This is a genomic window from Sporosarcina oncorhynchi (assembly GCF_033304615.1).
Classification (GTDB): domain Bacteria; phylum Bacillota; class Bacilli; order Bacillales_A; family Planococcaceae; genus Sporosarcina; species Sporosarcina oncorhynchi.
Genome location: NZ_CP129118.1, coordinates 1,301,348 through 1,321,634 on the forward strand (window position 1 = coordinate 1,301,348; position 20,287 = coordinate 1,321,634).

At 41.4% G+C, this 20,287-nt stretch carries 19 protein-coding genes and 1 pseudogene; 18 read left to right on the forward strand and 2 right to left on the reverse strand.

The features are described from left to right. The first annotated feature begins 123 nt into the window (after nt 1-123). From istA to QWT69_RS06155, 14 genes and pseudogenes are all read left to right on the forward strand, one after another. Nucleotides 124-1,680 (forward strand): IS21 family transposase, encoded by a 1,557-nt coding sequence (istA, locus tag QWT69_RS06090; RefSeq protein WP_317969974.1) that lies wholly within the window; start codon nt 124-126, stop codon nt 1,678-1,680. After that, the gene (gene istB, locus QWT69_RS06095; protein ID WP_317969977.1) at nt 1,677-2,426 is read left to right on the forward strand and encodes an IS21-like element helper ATPase IstB; all 750 of its coding nucleotides are present in this window, start codon (nt 1,677-1,679) and stop codon (nt 2,424-2,426) included. The genes istA and istB overlap by 4 nt, the downstream gene beginning before the upstream one ends. Further along, nucleotides 2,423-2,623, forward strand: coding sequence for a hypothetical protein (locus QWT69_RS06100; RefSeq protein ID WP_317969979.1), 201 nt, complete (start codon nt 2,423-2,425; stop codon nt 2,621-2,623). Before istB ends, QWT69_RS06100 begins: the two co-directional genes overlap by 4 nt. A 472-nt stretch (nt 2,624-3,095) precedes the next feature. After that, a complete protein-coding gene (locus QWT69_RS06105; RefSeq protein WP_317969981.1) occupies nt 3,096-4,079 on the forward strand; it encodes a ring-cleaving dioxygenase in 984 nt (327 codons plus the stop codon). 18 nt (nt 4,080-4,097) lie between these two features. Further along, on the forward strand, nt 4,098-4,694 hold the full coding sequence (locus QWT69_RS06110; RefSeq protein WP_317969986.1) for an NADPH-dependent FMN reductase: 597 nt from the start codon (nt 4,098-4,100) through the stop codon (nt 4,692-4,694). A gap of 130 nt (nt 4,695-4,824) precedes the next feature. After that, nucleotides 4,825-5,253 carry a MarR family winged helix-turn-helix transcriptional regulator gene (locus QWT69_RS06115; protein ID WP_317969988.1) on the forward strand — a complete coding sequence of 143 codons (429 nt, stop codon included), beginning with the start codon at nt 4,825-4,827 and terminating at the stop codon, nt 5,251-5,253. 140 nt (nt 5,254-5,393) lie between these two features. Then, nucleotides 5,394-6,346, forward strand: a pseudogene (locus QWT69_RS06120) (ring-cleaving dioxygenase). After that, on the forward strand, nt 6,346-6,957 hold the full coding sequence (locus tag QWT69_RS06125) for an alpha/beta hydrolase (protein ID WP_317969990.1): 612 nt from the start codon (nt 6,346-6,348) through the stop codon (nt 6,955-6,957). The pseudogene QWT69_RS06120 and the gene QWT69_RS06125 overlap by 1 nt, the downstream one beginning before the upstream one ends. 339 nt (nt 6,958-7,296) lie before the next feature. Further along, the gene (gene wrbA, locus QWT69_RS06130; RefSeq protein ID WP_317969992.1) at nt 7,297-7,908 is read left to right on the forward strand and encodes an NAD(P)H:quinone oxidoreductase; all 612 of its coding nucleotides are present in this window, start codon (nt 7,297-7,299) and stop codon (nt 7,906-7,908) included. A gap of 250 nt (nt 7,909-8,158) precedes the next feature. After that, nucleotides 8,159-8,683: a YceI family protein gene (locus QWT69_RS06135; RefSeq protein WP_317969994.1), complete on the forward strand. Its 525-nt coding sequence runs from the start codon at nt 8,159-8,161 to the stop codon at nt 8,681-8,683. A 196-nt stretch (nt 8,684-8,879) separates the two neighbouring features. After that, entirely contained in the window at nt 8,880-9,245 is a 366-nt protein-coding gene (locus tag QWT69_RS06140; RefSeq protein ID WP_317970960.1) for a winged helix-turn-helix transcriptional regulator, read from the forward strand. Then, entirely contained in the window at nt 9,229-10,155 is a 927-nt protein-coding gene (locus QWT69_RS06145) for a DsbA family oxidoreductase (protein ID WP_317969996.1), read from the forward strand. Before QWT69_RS06140 ends, QWT69_RS06145 begins: the two co-directional genes overlap by 17 nt. A 38-nt stretch (nt 10,156-10,193) precedes the next feature. Continuing rightward, entirely contained in the window at nt 10,194-10,505 is a 312-nt protein-coding gene (locus tag QWT69_RS06150; protein ID WP_317969998.1) for a monooxygenase, read from the forward strand. 72 nt (nt 10,506-10,577) lie between these two features. Beyond that, nucleotides 10,578-11,315 carry a pirin family protein gene (locus QWT69_RS06155; RefSeq protein ID WP_317970001.1) on the forward strand — a complete coding sequence of 246 codons (738 nt, stop codon included), beginning with the start codon at nt 10,578-10,580 and terminating at the stop codon, nt 11,313-11,315. Nucleotides 11,316-11,539: 224 nt separating this feature from the next. On the opposite strand, the gene QWT69_RS06160 is transcribed toward QWT69_RS06155, so the two are convergent. Together QWT69_RS06160 and QWT69_RS06165 are read right to left on the reverse strand one after the other, a co-directional pair. After that, nucleotides 11,540-13,060, reverse strand: a complete 1,521-nt coding sequence (locus QWT69_RS06160; RefSeq protein ID WP_317970007.1) for a CoA-acylating methylmalonate-semialdehyde dehydrogenase — start codon at nt 13,058-13,060, stop codon at nt 11,540-11,542. Between the two features lie 20 nt (nt 13,061-13,080). Further along, nucleotides 13,081-14,442 carry an aspartate aminotransferase family protein gene (locus tag QWT69_RS06165; RefSeq protein WP_317970009.1) on the reverse strand — a complete coding sequence of 454 codons (1,362 nt, stop codon included), beginning with the start codon at nt 14,440-14,442 and terminating at the stop codon, nt 13,081-13,083. Nucleotides 14,443-14,771: 329 nt separating this feature from the next. On the opposite strand from QWT69_RS06165, the gene QWT69_RS06170 reads away from it, so the two are divergent. From QWT69_RS06170 to preA, 4 genes are all read left to right on the forward strand, one after another. Further along, the gene (locus QWT69_RS06170) at nt 14,772-16,019 is read left to right on the forward strand and encodes a Zn-dependent hydrolase (protein WP_317970011.1); all 1,248 of its coding nucleotides are present in this window, start codon (nt 14,772-14,774) and stop codon (nt 16,017-16,019) included. Between the two features lie 162 nt (nt 16,020-16,181). Beyond that, complete coding sequence (gene hydA, locus QWT69_RS06175) at nt 16,182-17,585, forward strand: dihydropyrimidinase (RefSeq protein WP_317970013.1); 1,404 nt, start codon at nt 16,182-16,184, stop codon at nt 17,583-17,585. A gap of 29 nt (nt 17,586-17,614) precedes the next feature. After that, the gene (locus QWT69_RS06180) at nt 17,615-18,958 is read left to right on the forward strand and encodes an NAD(P)-dependent oxidoreductase (protein ID WP_317970015.1); all 1,344 of its coding nucleotides are present in this window, start codon (nt 17,615-17,617) and stop codon (nt 18,956-18,958) included. Between the two features lie 11 nt (nt 18,959-18,969). Then, nucleotides 18,970-20,232, forward strand: coding sequence for an NAD-dependent dihydropyrimidine dehydrogenase subunit PreA (gene preA / locus QWT69_RS06185; protein WP_317970017.1), 1,263 nt, complete (start codon nt 18,970-18,972; stop codon nt 20,230-20,232). Nucleotides 20,233-20,287: the final 55 nt, after the last annotated feature.

A 20,287-nucleotide genomic window follows, 5' to 3' on the forward strand; every position in this document is an offset into this window, starting at 1 on the left:
CTTGCCATGTTTTTGATCCACTAATGACAAGTTTTTGGTCCACTTCTGCCATGCAGAGAACCACCCTTCTTTATAATTGAGTTGCACCTAACGGTGTAAAACAATTATTCAGGAGGTTTTTTTATGATTAAGTATCGAGAAATTCTGAGGCTGCACGCTCAGGGAATTAGTCAAAGGGGCATCGCCTCAAGTACTTCCAACTCAAGAACGACGATTCGAGAAGTGGTGAAAAGAGCTGAGGAGCGGAACATGCGATGGCCTTTGGAAGAAGAAATTACAGATCAAGACTTACTGGAGTTATTATTTCCTGAAAAGCATGCTTCTATGGACTTTAGAAGAAAGCCAGATTGTGAATATGTCCATAAGGAGTTGGCAAAGCCAGGTGTTAATTTAACGCTGTTATGGGAGGAGTATTCTCTTAACTGCCGATCAAACGAAGAGATTCCATATAGCTATCGTCAGTTCTGCAGATTCTATCATGATTATGCCCGCAAAACGAAAGCTACAATGCGTATTAAACGTAAACCCGGCGAGCTGTTAGAAATGGATTGGGCAGGTCAGACAATGTCGATTAAAGATGATTTAACTGGCGAAGAGATTCCAGTTTATATTTTTGTTTCTGCCCTTCCGTGCAGTCAATATGCTTATGTTGAAGGCTTCTTGTCAATGAATGCGGAAGCATGGATCACGGCTCATATTCATGCATTTCAATTTTACGGAGGCGTTCCAAGAGTCGTTGTTCCGGACAACCTTAAAACAGGTGTAGTGAAAGCTTCAAAGTACGAACCGGTTATCCATACAGGCTATCAGGAGATGGCTGAGCACTATCAAACAACGATTGTACCCGCTCGCGTCCGTCGTCCGAAAGACAAGGCAAGCGCCGAAAGTACAGTAGGTCATATTTCAACGTGGATCATTGCTTCATTGCGGAATCAAGAGTTTTTCAGCTTAAAAGAGTTAAATGAAGCTGTTCATGAGAAGCTAATGGAATTTAATCAAAAACCATTTCAAAAAAAGCAAGGAAGCAGACAAACGGCTTTTAAAGAAGAAGAACACTTCGCATTAACACCGTTGCCTGCTTCGCCGTATGAAATCGCAACTTGGAGAATTGCGACGGTACAATATGATTATCACATAACTGTGGACAAAATGTCTTACTCTGTTCCCTACGATTATGTAAAGTACGAGGTTGATATTCGAGTCACTAGAACTATAATAGAAGTGTTTTATAAAGGACTGCGCATCGCTTCGCATAAAAAGCTGAAAGGGAAACCAGGACAAAGCAGTACGTTGACGGATCATATGCCTAAAGAACATAAGCAATACATCGAATTTGACACCGCATATGTACGTAAATGGGGAGAAACAGCAGGTTCTAATACCTTGACCACCATTAATAGTATTCTTGCCTCTTATCGGGTTGAAAAGCAAGCGCTGAAATCTTGTATGGGCCTGATTAAATTAGCAGATCAGCACTCGGTAGATCGTTTAGAAAGAGCATGTGAGCGAGCATTAAGATACACAAGTAGACCTACGCTTAAAAGCATCCAAACAATCCTTAAAACCGGACAGGATAAACTTCCTATCACGTTTGAAGAGGAAGATTGCCAAGGTGAAGTTAAATCCAACCCTTACGGTTTTACAAGAGGCGCAGACTATTATGGAGGTAAGGACAAATGACTACTGAAAACACGTTATCTAAACTAAACGATATGAGAATGACTGCAATGGCAGAGAGATATATGGAGCAATTGAAAAACCCTGAGTACCAGGACTTATCGTTTGAAGATCGTTTTGCGATGCTTGTAGACATTGAGGGGGGGCATAGAAAAAATGCCAAGCTCGATCGTCTCATCAGAAGTGCAGAGTTCAGAGACAGCCAAGCCTGTATAGAAGATATAGAATATCACGCTGACCGAAAGCTTGATAAAACACAAATCCTTAGATTATCAACCGGAAGATATATTCAAGAGAAGCATAATATCATAATTAAAGGTGCTTCAGGTAACGGGAAAACTTACTTAGGATGTGCTTTTGGAATCGCTGCTTGCCGTCAACTTTATAAAGTACGATATATCCGTCTTCCAGATTTATTAGATGAGCTCGCTGTAGCCAGGGGTGAAGGCATTTACCGAAAGGTAATTAAAAAATATACAAAGGTAGATTTACTCATCCTTGATGAATGGCTTTTAACGCCGTTGAAAGAAACTGAAGCCAGAGATCTATTAGAGATTATTGAGTCGAGATATCAGGTCGCTTCTACAATATTCTGTTCGCAGTTTGATCCCCGTGGCTGGCATGAAAAGATTGGTGAAGGAACATTGGCTGATGCCATTCTAGACCGAATTGTACATGGATCTTATCACATGATGCTTGATGGCGAAGTCTCGATGCGGGAGCGCCATGGATTGGAGGGTTCCTCGTGATTCCAGTAGAAGTGGAGAATCGCATTGCGAAATACTTCTTTCATAATTATCTACCTGAAGAGATAATGGATGAAATAATAGATGTGCTTATCCCACAATGCCTGAATGTAGAAGAGGAGGATATAGATCATGACGAACTTGTCATGGACGCTGTATTAATTCTTCTAGCTCTATTAGACGAGAAAAGTATAAAATAAATTAAACAGTCATCGATGATTTGTCTCGATGGCTGTTTTGATGATAGATCTAGATGAATTAAGAAAGACTCTAGCATTAAGTGGGCTAATCATTGGCAGAGGTGGACCAATTTGATGTCAGAAGTGGACAAGAAAGATGGCAACGGTGGGACAATCGTATGGCTGTAGTCATAAACTGTTGCAAAGTGAAATGGAACTATGGTATCTTTACTTTGAATTCAAGATGTCTTAATTCAAGATATCTTAATTCAAGATAGTTTTCGGACTATCACATCACCCCTAATTTGAAAATGGTGGTGTTGAATCAGCAAGTATTTGCCAAACACCAATCATTTAAGATGTAACTATAAAACAACTGTTACATATAGAGTGTAACTAAAAAGAACTAACGTAGAGTGCACAAATTTTTTTTGAATAAAATAATCTTGGATTCAAGATATCTGAAATCAAACAACTAATAGGAGGAATTATAATGGATCACTTAAAAGGTATTCACCACGTTACAGCTATAACAAGTAGTGCAGAAAAGAACTATGAATTTTTCACATATGTATTAGGAATGCGGCTTGTAAAGAAAACTGTCAATCAAGATGATATCCAAACCTATCACTTATTCTTCGCAGATGATAAAGGTTCTGCCGGAACAGATATGACGTTCTTCGATTTCCCGGGTATTCCTAAAGGGACACATGGAACAAACGAGATTTATAAAACAGCTTTCCGTGTACCAACAGATGCTACACTTGATTACTGGTTGAAACGTTTTGATAAGTATGAAGTGAAAAATAATGGTATTGAAGAAGTTTTTGGCAAAAAAACGATTTCATTCGTTGACTTTGATGACCAACAATATATGTTAATCTCTGATGAGTTGAATGAGGGGGTTGAATCGGGGACACCTTGGCAAAACGGTCCGGTACCATTGGAATTTGCCATTACGGGATTAGGGCCGATTCATATTCGTATCGCACAATTTGATTATTTAAAAGAGGTTTTGGAAAAAGTTATGTTCATGCGTGAAATTACACAAGAAGGTCCACTGCATTTATTTGAAATGGGTGAAGGTGGAAATGGCGCACAAGTAATTGTGGAACATAATGACAGCCTACCTGCTGGCCGACCAGGATACGGAACGGTGCATCACACAGCTTTCCGCGTGGAAGATACAAAAGTATTGAAAGAGTGGATAGATCATATGGAAGCTGCTGGATTCGGTACTTCTGGATATGTAGATCGCTTCTTCTTTGAATCATTATATGCACGGGTAGCACCTGGCCTATTGTTTGAATGGGCAACAGATGGCCCTGGTTTTATGGGAGATGAGCCTTACGAAACTGTAGGTGAAATTTTATCATTACCACCTTTCCTTGAACCACAACGGGAACAAATTGAGGCATCAGTTAGACCAATCGACACAGTGCGCAGTACACGGAAAATTGAAAAAGAGTATTTGTAAGGAGACGGATTTTAAAATATGGGTTTATTAAATAGATTATTCGGGACAAAAATTGAGGGGGAACTAACAATGACAAAACCAAATATAGGAATTATTTTAGGGTCAACACGTGAAGGGCGAGTAAGTCCACAAGTTGGAGCATGGGTAAAAGAACTTGCAGATCAACGCGGAGATGCGAATTATACGATTATCGATATTGCAGATTACAAATTACCGCTATTAGGTGAAGCAGGCGGCGATGCATCAGGTGCAGCAGCATGGTCAGAAATTGTCGCAAATCAAGACGGATTTGTATTCATCGTTCAAGAATATAACCATTCCATAACGGCTTCACTCAAAAATGCATTAGATTACTTACGTGTAGAATGGAACAACAAAGCAGCTGGTATCGTATCATACGGTTCAGTAGGTGGAGCCCGTGCGGCAGAACATTTGCGTGGTATTCTAAGTGAATTACTAGTAGCGCATGTCCGTGTACATCCTGCATTATCTCTATTTACAGACTTTGAAAACGGTACGGATTTCAAACCGGCTGATGTGCAAGCGAATTCAGTAAACCAAATGTTAGATCAAGTGATCCCTTGGACAACTGCATTAAATACAATTCGTAAGTAAATGCCCATTGGTTAATTTTATCTTTTGTAAATCTGTGAGGAAGATAGAGGTTGAAGCAGTAAGTCCTCATTATTTCTAAAGTCGAGCGAAAAGGAAATTCGTTTAAGTTAACTCCTTAGGAGGTGGCTAAGTGGATGGGAAATGCGAGAACCAGGCGTATTTATTATTAATGAAAACAAACAAAGCCATTCAAGAGAGAATCAGACTTGAAATGATTACGAATGGCTTGAACGTGACAGAGTTTTCCGTTTTGGAGGTCCTTTATCTGAATGGAAAACAGACCATGCATCAAATCGGTGATAGCATTTTAGTATCGAGTGGCTCGCTGACGTATGTAATAAATAAATTAGAACAAAAAGGCTTGTTAAAACGAAACGCATGCCTCAATGATCGACGAGTTATTCATGTAGAGTTAACAAATGATGGAATTTCTCTAATGAATGAAATCATGCCTGACCATCGTAACTTTATAAATTATATGTTCGAATCTCTGAATGAGGAAGAGTCACAAACAATCGTGAAGCTTTTAGGGAAAGTAAGCGAAAGAGTGAATGCTTAATTTTTTGCTGACTTATATCTTGAACAAAAGATTATAGTGTGAGTACTATAAATGATTCTCAGAGAAGAAGGGTTAAACAATTTGTTCTCCCGTATGAAGTGAATGCGTTGGATTGACTTGATGAAATGGAGTGGCCAAAAATGCAAAAAACAATAGGAATCCATCATATCACGGCGATGATTAATGATGCCCAAAGAAATATTGACTTCTATGCAGGTGTGCAGGTGTACTCGGTTTAAGACTTGTTAAAAAAACGATAAATTTTGAACGGCCAGAAGTGTATCATCTTTATTTTGGAAATGAATATGGTGAACCAGGAACGGTTATTACATTTTTTCCGTGGGCAAAGCAATTAAAAGGTCGAATTGGTACAGGTCAAGTAGGTGTCACCAGCTATGTCGTTCCCAATAATTCGATTGAGTTCTGGGAGAAACGATTGGCGAAATTTGGTGTCAGGTTTACGCAATCGGTGCGCTTTGGAGAAAAATATCTGTCGTTACAGGATCCGGATGGACTTGAAATTGAACTAGTAGAAAGAGAAACAGCACAACTGAATAGCTGGGAATTCGGAGAGATTACATCGGAGTTTGCCATTAAAGGGTTCGGTGGTGCTATTTTAATTTCTGCTCAGCCGGATCAAACTGCTGATGTCCTGCAGGAAGTATTAGGATTAGAAAATCTTGGGCAGGAAGATGGCTTTCACCGATTTAAATCAGAAGCGCAACTTGGCAACTTCATTGATATTAAGTTAACACCATCGGTTCGTGGGTTAAAGGGTGCTGGAACAGTGCATCATATTGCATGGAGAGCTAAAGACGAAGAGGATCTTCAGGCTTGGAGAGAACTTCTCCTAAGTAAAGGATATAAGCCTACAGAAATTCGTGATCGTAATTACTTTAAAGCCCTTTATTTTAAAGAAGAAGGCGGCGTCTTATTTGAAATAGCGACTGACACGCCAGGCTTTACTGTTGATGAACCACTTACGGAGCTTGGGCAAAAACTGATGCTGCCTTCGTGGTTGGAACAAAAACGAGACGAACTAGAAAATGCATTGCCTTCAGTGAAGGTGAACGTATTAGAGGAGGATATTTAATGAAACATGTATTTTACAAAGGTAAAGATGTGAACAAGCCTACGTTACTTTTATTACATGGAACTGGAGGGAACGAACAAGATCTGTTGCCTCTGGGAGGAAGAATTGACGCAGATGCTTCCGTGTTAAGTGTGAGAGGAAACGTGTTAGAAAATGGAATGCCCCGCTTCTTTAAGAGGTTAGCAGAAGGAATTTTTGATGAAGAAGATCTTATATTCCGAACGAAAGAGTTGAATGAATTTCTCGATGAAGCAGCAAATGAGTATGGATTTGACCGAGATAATGTGATGGCCGTTGGTTACTCAAACGGAGCGAATATTGCCGCGAGTTTACTATTTCACTATCAAAATGCTTTAAAAGGTGCGATTCTTCATCATCCCATGGTGCCTAGACGAGGCGTAGAACTACCTGACTTAACGGGAAAACATGTATTTATTGCAGCGGGAACTAACGATCCAATATGCCCGCCGTCAGAATCCACGGAACTGCAGACATTCTTGGAAAAGGCTAATGCACTAGTAGAACTTCATTGGGAAAATAATGGCCATCAATTAACGGCTGATGAAGTGGAAGCTGCGAGTAAATGGTATTCTTCGTTACAGTTGAATTAATGAAACAGATTACACTTGTAGCTGAGAGAAATAGCAAGAGTTAACTTATGAAGTACATCTCATCTGTTCTGATGTTTAGGTTCTCGTGTTGGTTTTCACCAATCTAGTAACTGCTGAAAATATAAATTTCAATCACCTCTCTCATTTTGAATGACCATACTACAAATTCAATAGTAGATTAAAGTTTCTCTTATGAGGGCATAAGAAGAACAGTACTGTATTGAGGATTTGTATTTATTGGAGGTGATTCTTATATAGATTACTTAAAAAGTGAAAAAGCCGGTGTGAATTTGGAGTTTTTTAAACAAACTATTTGGAAAATCAAAGGAGACGAAAAAAATGTCAAACGTAAAAGTAGCAGTCGTTTTTTATAGTATGGGTGGAACAAACTATCAATTAGCAAAGTGGGCAGCAGAGGGAGCTACAGAAGCAGGTGCTGAAGTTAAAGTATTAAAAGTACAAGAATTAGCACCAGATTCTGTAATTGAAGGAAACGAAGGATGGAAAGCTACTGTAAATGCAACAAAAGATGTTCCTGTAGCTACGTCAGCAGATCTTGAATGGGCAGACGCAATCATCTTCAGTACCCCAACTCGATTCGGTGTAATGGCATCACAAATGAAACAGTTCATCGACCTTCAAGGCGGGCTATGGGCAAATGGTAAAACAATCAACAAAGTAGTAAGTGCTATGACATCTGCTCAAAACCCACATGGCGGACAGGAAGCTACATTGCTTTCTTTATATACTGCTATGATGCACTGGGGTGCAATTATTGCGACGCCTGGCTACTCTGATCCAGTGGTATTTGGAGCAGGCGGTAACCCATATGGAACGAGTGTAACAGTGGGCCAAGATGGCAAAATGATTGAAGATGTTCAAGCTGCAGTGAAATATCAAGCAAAACGTACAGTTACTGTTGCAGAGTGGGTTAAAAAAGGAAATCAATAATTTTTTGTGTTGAGTCACTGTAAGATTGAACAAAGATGAAAGGTGTATATTCGCCCTGAAGTTCGACAACAACGTCTTAATGTGGGTTTTGCACCTTTCTCATGTTGAAAAAACGATTGCTTCCGGAACAAGTACTATTATAGAGGTATACAAAACGTTAAGTTCAACAATTGTTAAGGTAAATAGTTTAATTCGATACACATTGGATTTATTTTAAAAATATTTTTTTTATGAAATGGAGAGTCTTAAAATGAAAAAATGGAATGTTGATGGAACTCATACAAACGTAGGTTTCTCAGTTAGACATATGATGGTTTCGAATGTGAAAGGTAGTTTCACAGGAATTGAGGGCACAGTAATTGGTGATGTGAATAATTTGACGGATGCAAAAATTCATTTCGAAATTGATGTAAACTCGATCAATACGAATAATGAAGATCGTGATAACCATCTTCGGTCAGAAGATTTCTTCGCAGTTGAAAAGTATCCGAACATTACATTTGACTCAACGGACATTGTAGAGACAGGAAAAGACAAATATGATGTAACAGGAGACCTTACTGTCAAAGACGTTACGAAAAAGACTACATTTAAAGTGACTCGTACGGGCGCTGGAAAAAATCCTTGGGGTGTCGATGTAGTTGGTTTTGAAACAGAAACAAAAATCTCCAGAAAAGGATTTGGTCTAACTTGGAACCAAGCGCTAGAAACAGGTGGCGTATTAGTAGGCGACGATATTAAAATTTCGGTTGAACTTCAAGTTAACCCAGCATAATGTGTAATTATTGGCGAATTCTCAATCGTATAGAAGAGATTTCGCCTCTTTTTTATATCTAAATTTATTTGTTAATCTGGTTAACATTTTACACATACATACTAGTTTAAATGAAGAATGATTTAAGTATAATCTTTATACTTGATATAGTAAGTATATCAGTGTATACTGAATGTATTAGTTGGAGGTGGTACTTATTAAAGTATGTCCATATTTAGAATCCAGTTTCGAGATATTGGGAAGGCGCTGGAACGGACTCCTCATTCATTATTTATCAAATTGTCCGGATTTCACTGCTCATTTTTCTCAAATGAAACGCGATTTAACTGATATTACGCCTCGTTCGCTTTCATTGAAATTAACCGAACTTGGGGAATATGATTTAGTAGAAAAAAAAGTAACTCCAGGAACTCCCGTCATAATTACGTATCATCTAACTGTTAAAGGACAACAGCTGGCGATTGCCCTTCAACCAATACAAGCATGGGCGCAACAAAATATTGAACTTGATGTATCTAACCATCATAAAGAAATGGGGAATTTACATGGAAACGAAAAATAATATGATTTGTGATTTGGAAACAGGTATTTGCGGACCGGGTGGCGACGATACTTCTACAATGGAGTTTATCGATTTGTCAGCTCGTAAAAAAAGAATTGACTTATATTATGTAACAGATCCAATCTGTTCGCATTGTTGGGCATTAGAGCCGGTTCTTCGAAAGTTTGTTGATCAGTATGGACACTATTTCAATATGCAGACGCTAATGGGTGGATTGCTTGAAAAGTGGGATGGCTTTGCGGATGTGAGCAATGGAATTTCTGGTCCCGCGGATGTTGCTGGTCACTGGAGAGAAGTGGGTGATCATTCACGAATGCCGATCGATGGGACGGTTTGGTATGACGATCCAATCGAATCTTCATTCATTCCATCTAGGGTTTATAAAGTTATTTCGGAGAAAAATGCTGAACTGGCAAATGTATTTTTGCGCCGTGCAAGAGAAGAACTATTTGCTTTTAACAAAAACATTGCAAAAGACGATGTTTTAATCGACCTTGTTAACCAAGTTGGACTTGATGGGGAAGAAATTGTGAAGCAATCAAAGCTTCCAGAAGCAAACACGTCCCTACACGAAGACTTCCAACTCGTTCGTGAATTAGGTGTTCGTGGCTTCCCAACGATTGTGATGGTAAACGAAGAGCAAAAAGGTGCTCGAATTGTTGGGGCGAGATCGTTAGCGGACTACACAAATGCACTCCAACAATTACTGCCGGATGAAACGTTAGAGCCAAAACAACTTTCGGAGCTAAGTCAATTACTACAACAGGAAAAACTGTTATTCTCACGCGAAATTGAAGAGTATTATTCGATTGAGGAAAAAGATGTATCGACATTTATTCAAGAGCAGTTGTCTCAAGATGCTTATGAGATAAATGAAATCCTAGGTGAGAAGTACATTCAAGTCAACTAAATATCCCGGAAAATTGACCATGGATAAGGAGATTGAACATGACGTATTTGTTACAAGTTGATTTTCAAATGGATGGTCCATTTGGAGAAGAAATGGCAAAAGGATTTGCAGAATTGGCTCAAAGTATAAATGATGAGCCAGGTATGATCTGGAAGATCTGGACGGAAGATGCAGCCGCAAAAGAAGCTGGAGGCGTCTATCTATTTGAAACAAAAGAAAGTGCCCAAGCCTATTTAGAAATGCACTCAGCTCGGTTAACGTCTTTCGGTATTCAAGCTATTCGTGGGAAGATTTTCGAGGTTAATGTACCGCTATCTATGATTAATAGTGGTCCTATCCAAAATAAATGATCAAAACAATCGAATCGACTTTCCGATGGAGAGTCGATTTTGTTATACACGATGAAGAAGGAGGTTGCTGTCTTGTTACAGATACTCAAGGCCGGTAATCATGCACAGCCTTTTAGGGGTCCATTCACAATTACACGAGTTCAACCAGGTGATATTTTTGGCCATGAAACGACGGATACGGCATTTGGACCTTTAGCCATTATTGATCATGCTGTAATGAAAAAAGGCTTAACGATTAAGATGCACGAACACATAAATGATGAAATTTTAAGTTATATAAGATCAGGCGTCACACATCATAGGGATTCAGCAGGTTTTGAAGCGCCGATTGCACGTGGGAAATTAATGTTAATGAATGCAGGGGCAGGCTTTTGGCATGAGGAGAAAGTAAAAGATGATGAAGTGGAGATGCTGCAAATCTTCGTCCGACCGAATGAAACAGATCTTGCTCCAGAAATTCAGTTTCATGATAAGCCTGCAGACAATCAGGATTGGTATGTCATGGTCGGACCTGAAGGAAGTGAAGCGCCGCTTTATGTTAGGCAAAACGTCTACATAGTAGACGCGCATCCTAAAGCGGGCGACGAGTTGGAAGTTCCAACATATGTAGGCCTGACACCCTACCTATATGTGATGAACGGTGAAATTACGGTTCAAGATCTCACAATTGGTAAACAAGAAGCAGTAACGGATTTAGTTCATCCTCTTCCTTCTATTGTCGCTATTGAAGACTCTACAATTGTATTGTTTTTTGTCGATATGAATGCACCAATGTCTATGGATGGGACAATTAGTGGGGTGAAGTACTAGTAGCTATAGGTGAAAATAAAGTAGTAATACATACAATTTTTACCTTGCAGACTATGATTTAATCTCATCTGAGAATTAATGTTTTAATATACTGCAGTCAAAAAAAGGGATTGTTCATCTGAATAGATGAGCGATCCCTTTTTCCTTCTATTCAGTAGTCATGGCGAAAACTTGTTTGAATAAGCCCTGCTATTTAGGAGTGGTAGGTTTTAACGAATGAACGATTAGTCGTTGTTACTTGGGAAAGCAAATGTTGACACGGATTCGCTATTTTCTTCAAACCATTTTTCTGAAATGGTCTTTGTTTTGGTGAAGAAGCGGACATGCTCTGGTCCGAACATATGCCCCTCGCCGAATCTGGACCGTTTCCAGCCGGCAAAGTTATGATACCCGACAGGAATGGGAATGGGCACGTTAACCCCAACCATGCCGACGTCAATTTCTGATGTGAATTTACGAGCAGCCGCACCATTATTCGTGAAAATTGTCACGCCGTTCCCGAGTTCATGTGCGTTAATTAACTCGATTGCTTCCTCCAATGAATCCACTCGGACGACATTCCGGACAGGACCAAATACTTCTTGTTCATAAATTTCCATGCCAGGCTTCACGTTGTCCAAAAGTGTTGGCCCCAGATAGAAGCCTTTCGAAATTTCAGCAATATTCGGGTTCCGCCCATCACATACAAGTGTAGCGCCTTCATCAAGACTTCGGTCGATATAGCCGATGATTGCGTCCTTTGATTGTTTTGTAATAACGGGTCCAAAGTCAACGGCTGGATCTGTGTATGGGCCAACTTTTAGTTTAGAGATTTTATCAGCTAGAACTTTGACTAGGTTATTCGCAGTATCCTCACCAACGGGCATGATTGTCGAAATGGCCATACAGCGCTGAGAAGCGGCACCATAAGCAGCGCCTAAGAATGCGTTTGCGACCTGTTCCAAATCTGCATCGGGCATGACAATCATATTGTTTTTACCGCCGCCTAAAGCCGTAACGCGTTTGCCGTATGATGATCCTGTTTTATAAATATGTTCAGCGACTGGCGTGGACCCGACAAACGAAATGGCTTTTATAGCTGGGTTTTCCAGTAGTTCATTGACCGCATCTTTGTCGCCATTAATGACTGTCCACACACCATCGGGCAAACCCGCTTCTTTCCACAGTTCTGAAAAAAACAATGCAGAGCAAGGTACGCGCTCGGATGGTTTTAAGATGACACAATTGCCGACTGCCACTGCCATACATGTCATAGCAAGCGGCACCATTACTGGAAAGTTGAATGGGGAAATCGCTGCCACGATGCCAAGTGGTACTTTTGTGGAATACGCATTAATATTCCCGCCAACATTGACGGAGTGCTCACCTTTTAATAAGTGAGGGGCATTTATTGCTAAATCGACAGACTCTAAACCTCGCGTGATTTCACCCTTCGCATCCTCGACTGTTTTGCCGCTTTCTGTACAAATGATTGCAATGAGCTCATCGATACGTTCAGTCATTAATTGCCGAAACTTCATAACGATTTCCACACGTTTTCCTACTGACAGAGCGCGCCATGCAGGAAAGGCAGCTTGAGCAGTCATGATGGCGCTTTGCACTTCTTCCTTCGTTGCAAGCGGCACATGTGCGATGACTGCACCAGTACTTGGATTAAAAACATCTGAGAAGTGGCCGCTTGTGCCAGCTACGATTTTTCCATTGATAAAGTGGCCCAGTTCTTTTACCTCTGTATTCATTACCATTCAACCATTTCCCCCTCGAATTACGCTTTTGGTAGTAGTTCGTGTAAAGCGTGCGTCAGTTTTTCAACAATCAACTCTTTTTCCGCTACCGATAAAATCAAAGGAGGAGCGAGTGTTAACACATTGTTGCAGCCTGCAACAGTTACACCATTTTTCCCAATAATGACGCCTTGTTCCTTACATATAGAAATGATTTTATTCACCGCAGTTACATCGAGTGGTTCTTTGCTCTTTTTGTCATGGACAAGCTCTATGCCGATCAATAAGCCTTTACCACGTATATTGCCGACATTTGGATGATCTTTTAAGCATTCTTGCAGTTCCGCCTGGAGAATAGCACCCATTTCTGCTGACCTAGTGAATAAATCTTCAGTTTCCATAATCTCGATATTTTTGAGGGCAACTGCACAGGCCGCTGGAGAGCCACCAAATGTGTTGACATGTCGGAAAAAGTCGTACTCTTCATTTCCAGCGAAGGCCTCATAAATTTCTCGGCGAACTGCTGTAGCAGAGAGTGGCATATAAGCGCTTGTTAAGCCTTTTGCCATTGTGACAATATCCGGCTGAATGCCATAGTGTTGAAAGCCAAATGCTTTGCCAGTACGTCCGAAACCGCAAATGACTTCGTCGACAATGAGCAGGGCTCCATGCTTTTCACAAACCGCTTTTACCCCGCGCAAGTAATCCTCATGCGGCATAATTACACCGCCGCCGGTGATAATTGGCTCAAGTATGACGCCAGCTATCGTCTCGGACATTTCCCAAGTCATGACATTATCAATCGCCTGAACAGAAGGTAAGCTAGCTGGCTCCGCAATATGATCTTCGTTTGCACGGTAGGCGTCAGGTGGAGCAACATGAATAAATCCAGGTGCTAACGGTTCGTATTTATATTTACGTTGTGCCTGCCCAGTTGCCGCCAATGCACCCATCGTACTGCCATGGTAGGCACGATAACGGGAAATGAATTTCGTGCGATTTGTATGCCCTTTTTGCTCATAGTATTGACGAGCAATTTTAAAGGCTGTTTCATTCGCCTCTGAACCGCTGTTCGAGTAAAAGACAACATAGTCATCACCTAATAATTCGCTAATTTTTTCACTTAATCGGATGGCTGGAATATGCCCAATGGATAGGGGCGTATAGGCATTTTCCAGTAATTGATCGTAAGCTGCTTTGGCAAGTTCTTTTCGACCGTACCCGACGTTTACACACCATAAACCGGACATGGCATCTAAGTAACGTTTCCCGTCAACATCTGTTACCCAAGCACCTGCCGATTTCTGAATGATTGTCGTGGCATTCGGATTATACGGTTTCATGGAATGCCATACATATTGTTCATCTTTCATTTGCCAGTTTGGACTCGTAACATTTTCCATCTTGCTTTACCACTCCTTTAGTTAGATTATGCTGTACAACTCGATTACATCTTCAAGAAAAACGTATGGAAATAAATGATTCTGGGTTGTCGGGAAAGTCTCTTCGATTCCAACGAATAAACCAATAACTCATCTACACATAGTTACTAGTATTTCGTTTAGTAGTTATTCAACCATTTCATAACAGCCTCTTATTATATAAACAAGCCTCTTTAAATATGCGGAAGTATCCACTTTTTACGTATTATATCCAATCGACCCGAATACACTTTACTGGGTAGTTTTTCACTAGATTCCTAAATAAGAACTTAGAAAGAGAGGACTAACATATGTATAAATGCAATAGTAGTCGACTTCAGGCATTACTTGAAGACTTCAGCAAATTTGGCGCTACAGCCAATGGGGGAGTAACCCGTTTGTCTCTATCACAAGAAGATGTACTCGCAAGAGATTATTTTTGTGAGCTTTGCAAAGAGTTGGGGATGGAAATTCAGATAGACGATATGGCCAATATCTATGCGACGCTACCTGGAAAAATAGATTGTCCACCGATTGTTATCGGATCACATTTGGACTCTGTCGAGGAAGGTGGCAAATTTGATGGTGTGTTAGGGATCTTGACGGGCGTGGAGGCCGTACGAACGTTAAAGGATAACAACTATGAACCCGAGATTCCCATTATGCTTGTGAATTTTACAAATGAAGAAGGTGCGCGCTTTGACCCGGCGATGATGAGTTCCGGTGTCATTGCTTCAAAGTTTAGTAAAGAAAAGATGTTGCAGTCTACCGATAAAAATGGCATCACTTTTCAAGATGCGTTACAAGCGAGTGGTTATGAGGGAGAGCAGGAAAATCGTTTAAAAGAAGCCCGTGCATACATTGAGCTGCATATTGAACAAGGACCGGTGTTAGCGGCAAATGAAATTGATATTGGTGTCGTGGAAGGTGTGTTAGGAATGGTGTGCTATGAAATTACCGTGACGGGTGAATCCAATCACGCGGGCACTACACCGATGTCGATGCGCAATGACCCGATGATTGTAGCTTCACGAATAATTTCGTCCTTGCATGAGCAGTTGGGCCAAATCGATGACAAGCTTGTGTACACATTTGGACGCATGCATGTAACGCCAAATATCCATACAGTCATTCCGAATAAAGTGGTGTTTACAATTGATTCGCGTCATCAAAATCCGTCGGTTATGCGTGAAGTGGAAAAGCACTTGACAAGCTTAGCTGTAGAGGAAGATGGTTGCCAAATTCGTCCGGTCAAACTTTGGGGAAGGGAAACAGTCTTCTTTGATGAAACGATTTGTCATGAAGTCGAACAATCCTGTAATGAGCATGGTTATTCCTCTCATAGGATATTTAGCGGGGCAGGGCATGATGCCCAATATATTGCAGGCATCATCCCTTCAGCAATGATTTTCGTTCCAAGTATCAACGGCAAAAGTCATTGCGAAGAGGAAGAAACGGCATTTGAAGACTGTGTAAAAGGGGCAGATGTGTTAGTAGAAACCGTGTTAAAGCTTCAAAAGAAGTTCAGCATGGATCATCAACAGACACTGAAGAAATGATGATGGCATTTCAAAATGATCCATCATTGGCACACTGTTTTCCAACTGACCAATCGGAATCTATTTTGATAAAAGTGCTTGTTACTCCTCTATTTAATTATAATAAGCAATTCATTGGATGAAAATTTAATTTATATTCATAACTGGAAAGGTGAAGATACTGTGAAAAAAGTGATTACAGGTGGACAGATAGCAACAGCTACAGACTTGTACGAGGCAGATATTTTAATAGAGAACGGTAAAATCGTGCAAATCGGCAAAAATCTAGCAACTGACGGAGCGGAAATTGTAGATGCAACAGGTAAGTACGTAATGCCTGGTGGAATTGATCCACACACCCATTTGGATATGCCTTTCAACAACACGGTAACAGATGATGATTGGAAGTCGGGTACAATTGCGGCTGCTTTCGGCGGGACGACGACCATTTTAGATTTTTGCTTATCGGCGGGTGAAGAAAAACTTGCGAATGCTGTGGAGAAGTGGCATGAAAAAGCTAAAGGGAATGCAGCCATAGACTACGGTTTTCATTTAATGATTAGTGATTTAACGCCTGAAACAGAGGCCGAGCTGCCGGTATTGTTGGAAAAGGAAGGGATTACATCTATTAAAGTATTCATGGCGTATGCGAAGGAATTCCAGGCAACAGATCGTACGCTTTTCAAAGCCTTTAAGATCGCAAAAGAGCTGGATGCTGTTGTCATGGTGCATTGTGAAAATGGATCAGTAATTGACGAGTTAGTAGAGGAAGCACGTCAAGCTGGTCAGACGGAGCCGATTTATCACGCACTGACACGTCCTGCAGAATTGGAAGGCGAAGCGACAAAACGAGCCATTGAACTAGCACAGATTGCGGGAGCCAAACTTTATGTTGTACATGTGACATGTAAAGAAGCAGTCGATGAAATTATCGCAGCGCGTGAAAAAGGTTATGACGTCTTTGGGGAAACGTGTCCACCTTATTTGACGCTTGATCAGTCAGCGTTAGCGCAACCAGGATTTGAAGGAGCAAAATATGTTTGGTCACCGCCACTTCGTCCGAAATATCATCAAGCTCATTTGTGGAATGCATTAAAAGCGAAACAACTTCAAACGATTGGATCCGATCAGTGTTCATTTAGCTTTAACGGCAAAAAGCAGTTAGGTTTACATGATTTCTCTAAAATTCCTAACGGCGGACCGTTTATCGAAGACCGTTTCAGTATTTTATATTCTGAAGGAGTGGCGAAAGGTCGAATTTCTATCCACGACTTCGTCGATATGATTTCTACGAGTGCTGCAAAAGTATTCGGTTTATATCCGCAAAAAGGAACGATTGCGATTGGATCTGACGCAGACATCGTTATTTTTGACCCAACTGTAAAACGTGAAATTTCAGCGAGCACACACCATATGGCTGTCGACTACAACCCGTATGAAGGCTGGGAAGTGACGGGCGAGCCGATTAGTGTACTCGTACGTGGTGAATACGTTATTAAAAATAAGCAATTTGTAGGTAATGTAGGAAGTGGCCGCTATATCAAACGTGCGCTAAAGACTAGGAATGCTCAAACAATTAACGTGTAAACATCAATCCAGTGGGGAGGAATGTTCTAATGAGTTCGCAACTCGAACGTAATTTTTTGGAAATGACGAGCAAGATGACGAAAAATGAAGCGATGGAAGAGGCAAATCGCTGTTTGTACTGTTACGACGCACCTTGCATTACAGCGTGTCCAACAAGTATTCAAGTTCCCAATTTCATTAAGAAAATTGCGACTAACAATCTAAAAGGTTCGGCTAAGACAATCATGGAAGCCAATCCGATTGGGGCAAGTTGTGCGCGTGTATGTCCGACCGAAATTTTATGTGAAGGGGCTTGTGTGCTGAATGCATCGACCAAGCCTATTAAAATAGGACAATTGCAAAGGTATGCAACAGATTGGGCGATGGAGTCAGGTGTTGAGCTATTTACAAAAGGCGAAGCAAATGGTAAAAGGATCGCGATTGTAGGTTCCGGTCCAGCGGGCTTATCGGCGGCGCGGGAACTCAGTCGTCTTGGCTATAGTGTCACGATTTTTGAAGCTGAAGCAAAGGCAGGTGGCTTGGGTGCCTATGGTATTGTGTCTTTCCGATTGCCGAATGACGTAGTGGATTGGGAAGTAGAACAGATTGTAAAGCTTGGTGTGGATATTAAAACAAACACGCGAGTAGGCGTGGATATTTCTGCTGATGAAATTTTAGCGCAATATGACAGTGTCATTTTAGCGGTTGGAATGGGTTCCGTACCTAGTCTGGGGATAGAAGGTGAGAAGCTGGAGGGTGTTCATGATGCCATTGAGTTTGTAAAGCGCACGAAAATAGGTGTACTGACAGAAGACTTAATCGGTAAACGTGTGGCGGTTATCGGTGCAGGTAATACAGCGATCGACGGTGCAACATGTGCTGTTCGGCTTGGTGCGGATCAAGTCGACATTCTTTATAGAAGAACAGAAAAAGAGATGACCGCCTACCAATATGAATATGAGTTTGCCAAGCAGGATGGGGTAGGTTTTAAGTGGCTGACAGCGCCGAAGCGAATTATTGGTGACGAGTCGGGAAAAGTGGTTGGCCTTGAATGCGTCAAGATGAAGCTAGGCGAAGCGGGAGCAGATGGCAGGCAACGACCTGAAGTGATCGACGGTTCTGAATTTGTACTAGAAGTCGAAGCTGTTATTAAAGCAATTGGACAAACGCGCTTTGTCTCGCTCATTGAAGCGTTTGGCTTACAGCATACGAATGGTGTAGTGGATATTGATGAAACGACGATGCAAACATCGAAGGACAAAGTGTTTGCATGCGGAGATGTCGTGTTCGGCAATGGTCAAGGTGAAGCGATGGTCGTGACAGCGGCGCAACAAGGTAAAGATGCTGCTTACATCATTCATGAACGTTTACAAAAACCAAGCGAAATCGCATAGGGGGGAGAAGTATGGCGGATTTACGAATTGACTTAGCGGGCATTAAATCACCAAATCCATTTTGGTTAGCCTCTGCACCACCGACGAATTCGGGCTATCAAGTGCAACGGGCATTTGAAGCGGGCTGGGGTGGCGCAGTTTGGAAAACGTTGGGCGAACCGATTTTGAATGTTTCATCGCGCTTTGCGGCTGTCAGCTTCAACGGACAAAGAGTAGCAGGCTTCAATAATATTGAGCTAATTACGGACCGTCCTTTAGAGGTTAATCTGAATGAAATATTAGAAACGAAAAAAAGGTTTCCCAATCACGCTATTATCGCTTCGTTGATGGTAGAACCACGCCAGGAAAAGTGGCATGAGATTGTTAAAAAGGTGGAAGCTGTCGGAGTAGATGGCCTAGAACTCAATTTCGGTTGTCCACATGGAATGGCGGAACGGGGAATGGGGTCAGCTTCAGGTCAAGTCCCTGAATTAGTTGAAAAGCAGACACATTGGGCGAAGGAAGTTGCACGGACACCTGTAATCGTCAAACTGACACCGAACATCACAGATATTACAATGACGGCAGAAGCAGCAGTGCGAGGAGGGGCAGATGCTGTCAGTATGATCAATACAATCAACAGCTTAGCAGGTGTCGATCTCGATTCGTGGAATACAGTGCCGCATGTCGGTGGAAAGGGAGCGCATGGCGGATACTGCGGGCCGGCCGTAAAGCCGATTGCACTCAATATGGTCGCGGAATGTGCGCGGAACCCACTCGTCAATGTACCGATTTCAGGAATTGGCGGTATTTCAAACTGGCAGGATGCTGCAGAATTCATGCTCATGGGTGCAACAGGCGTACAAGTGTGTACAGCGGCGATGCACCACGGATTTAGTATTGTCGAAGATATGATTGATGGGCTGAATAACTATTTGGATGGGAAAGGCATTGCCTCGGTGATGGATCTCGTCGGTCAGTCGGTTCAACGGTATTCGAACTGGGGCGACTTGGATCTGAACTACAATATTGTCGCTGAGATTAATAATGATGTTTGTATTAATTGCAACAAATGCCATATTGCTTGTGAAGATACGTCGCATCAATGTATTGACCTCTACACAGAAAGTGGGCGTCCGATGCTGAAAGTACGTGAACAAGATTGTGTTGGCTGTAATTTATGTCAGATCGTGTGCCCAGTTGACGGTGCGATTTCAATGGTTGAGAGAAGATCCACAATTCCGCCGATGACATGGAACGAACGTCAATCACTACTCAGAAACTTTAACCGATAAAAAAGGTCGATTGTTAGAATGAAAGAAAGGAAGTACACGTCTTTATACTTGGAGT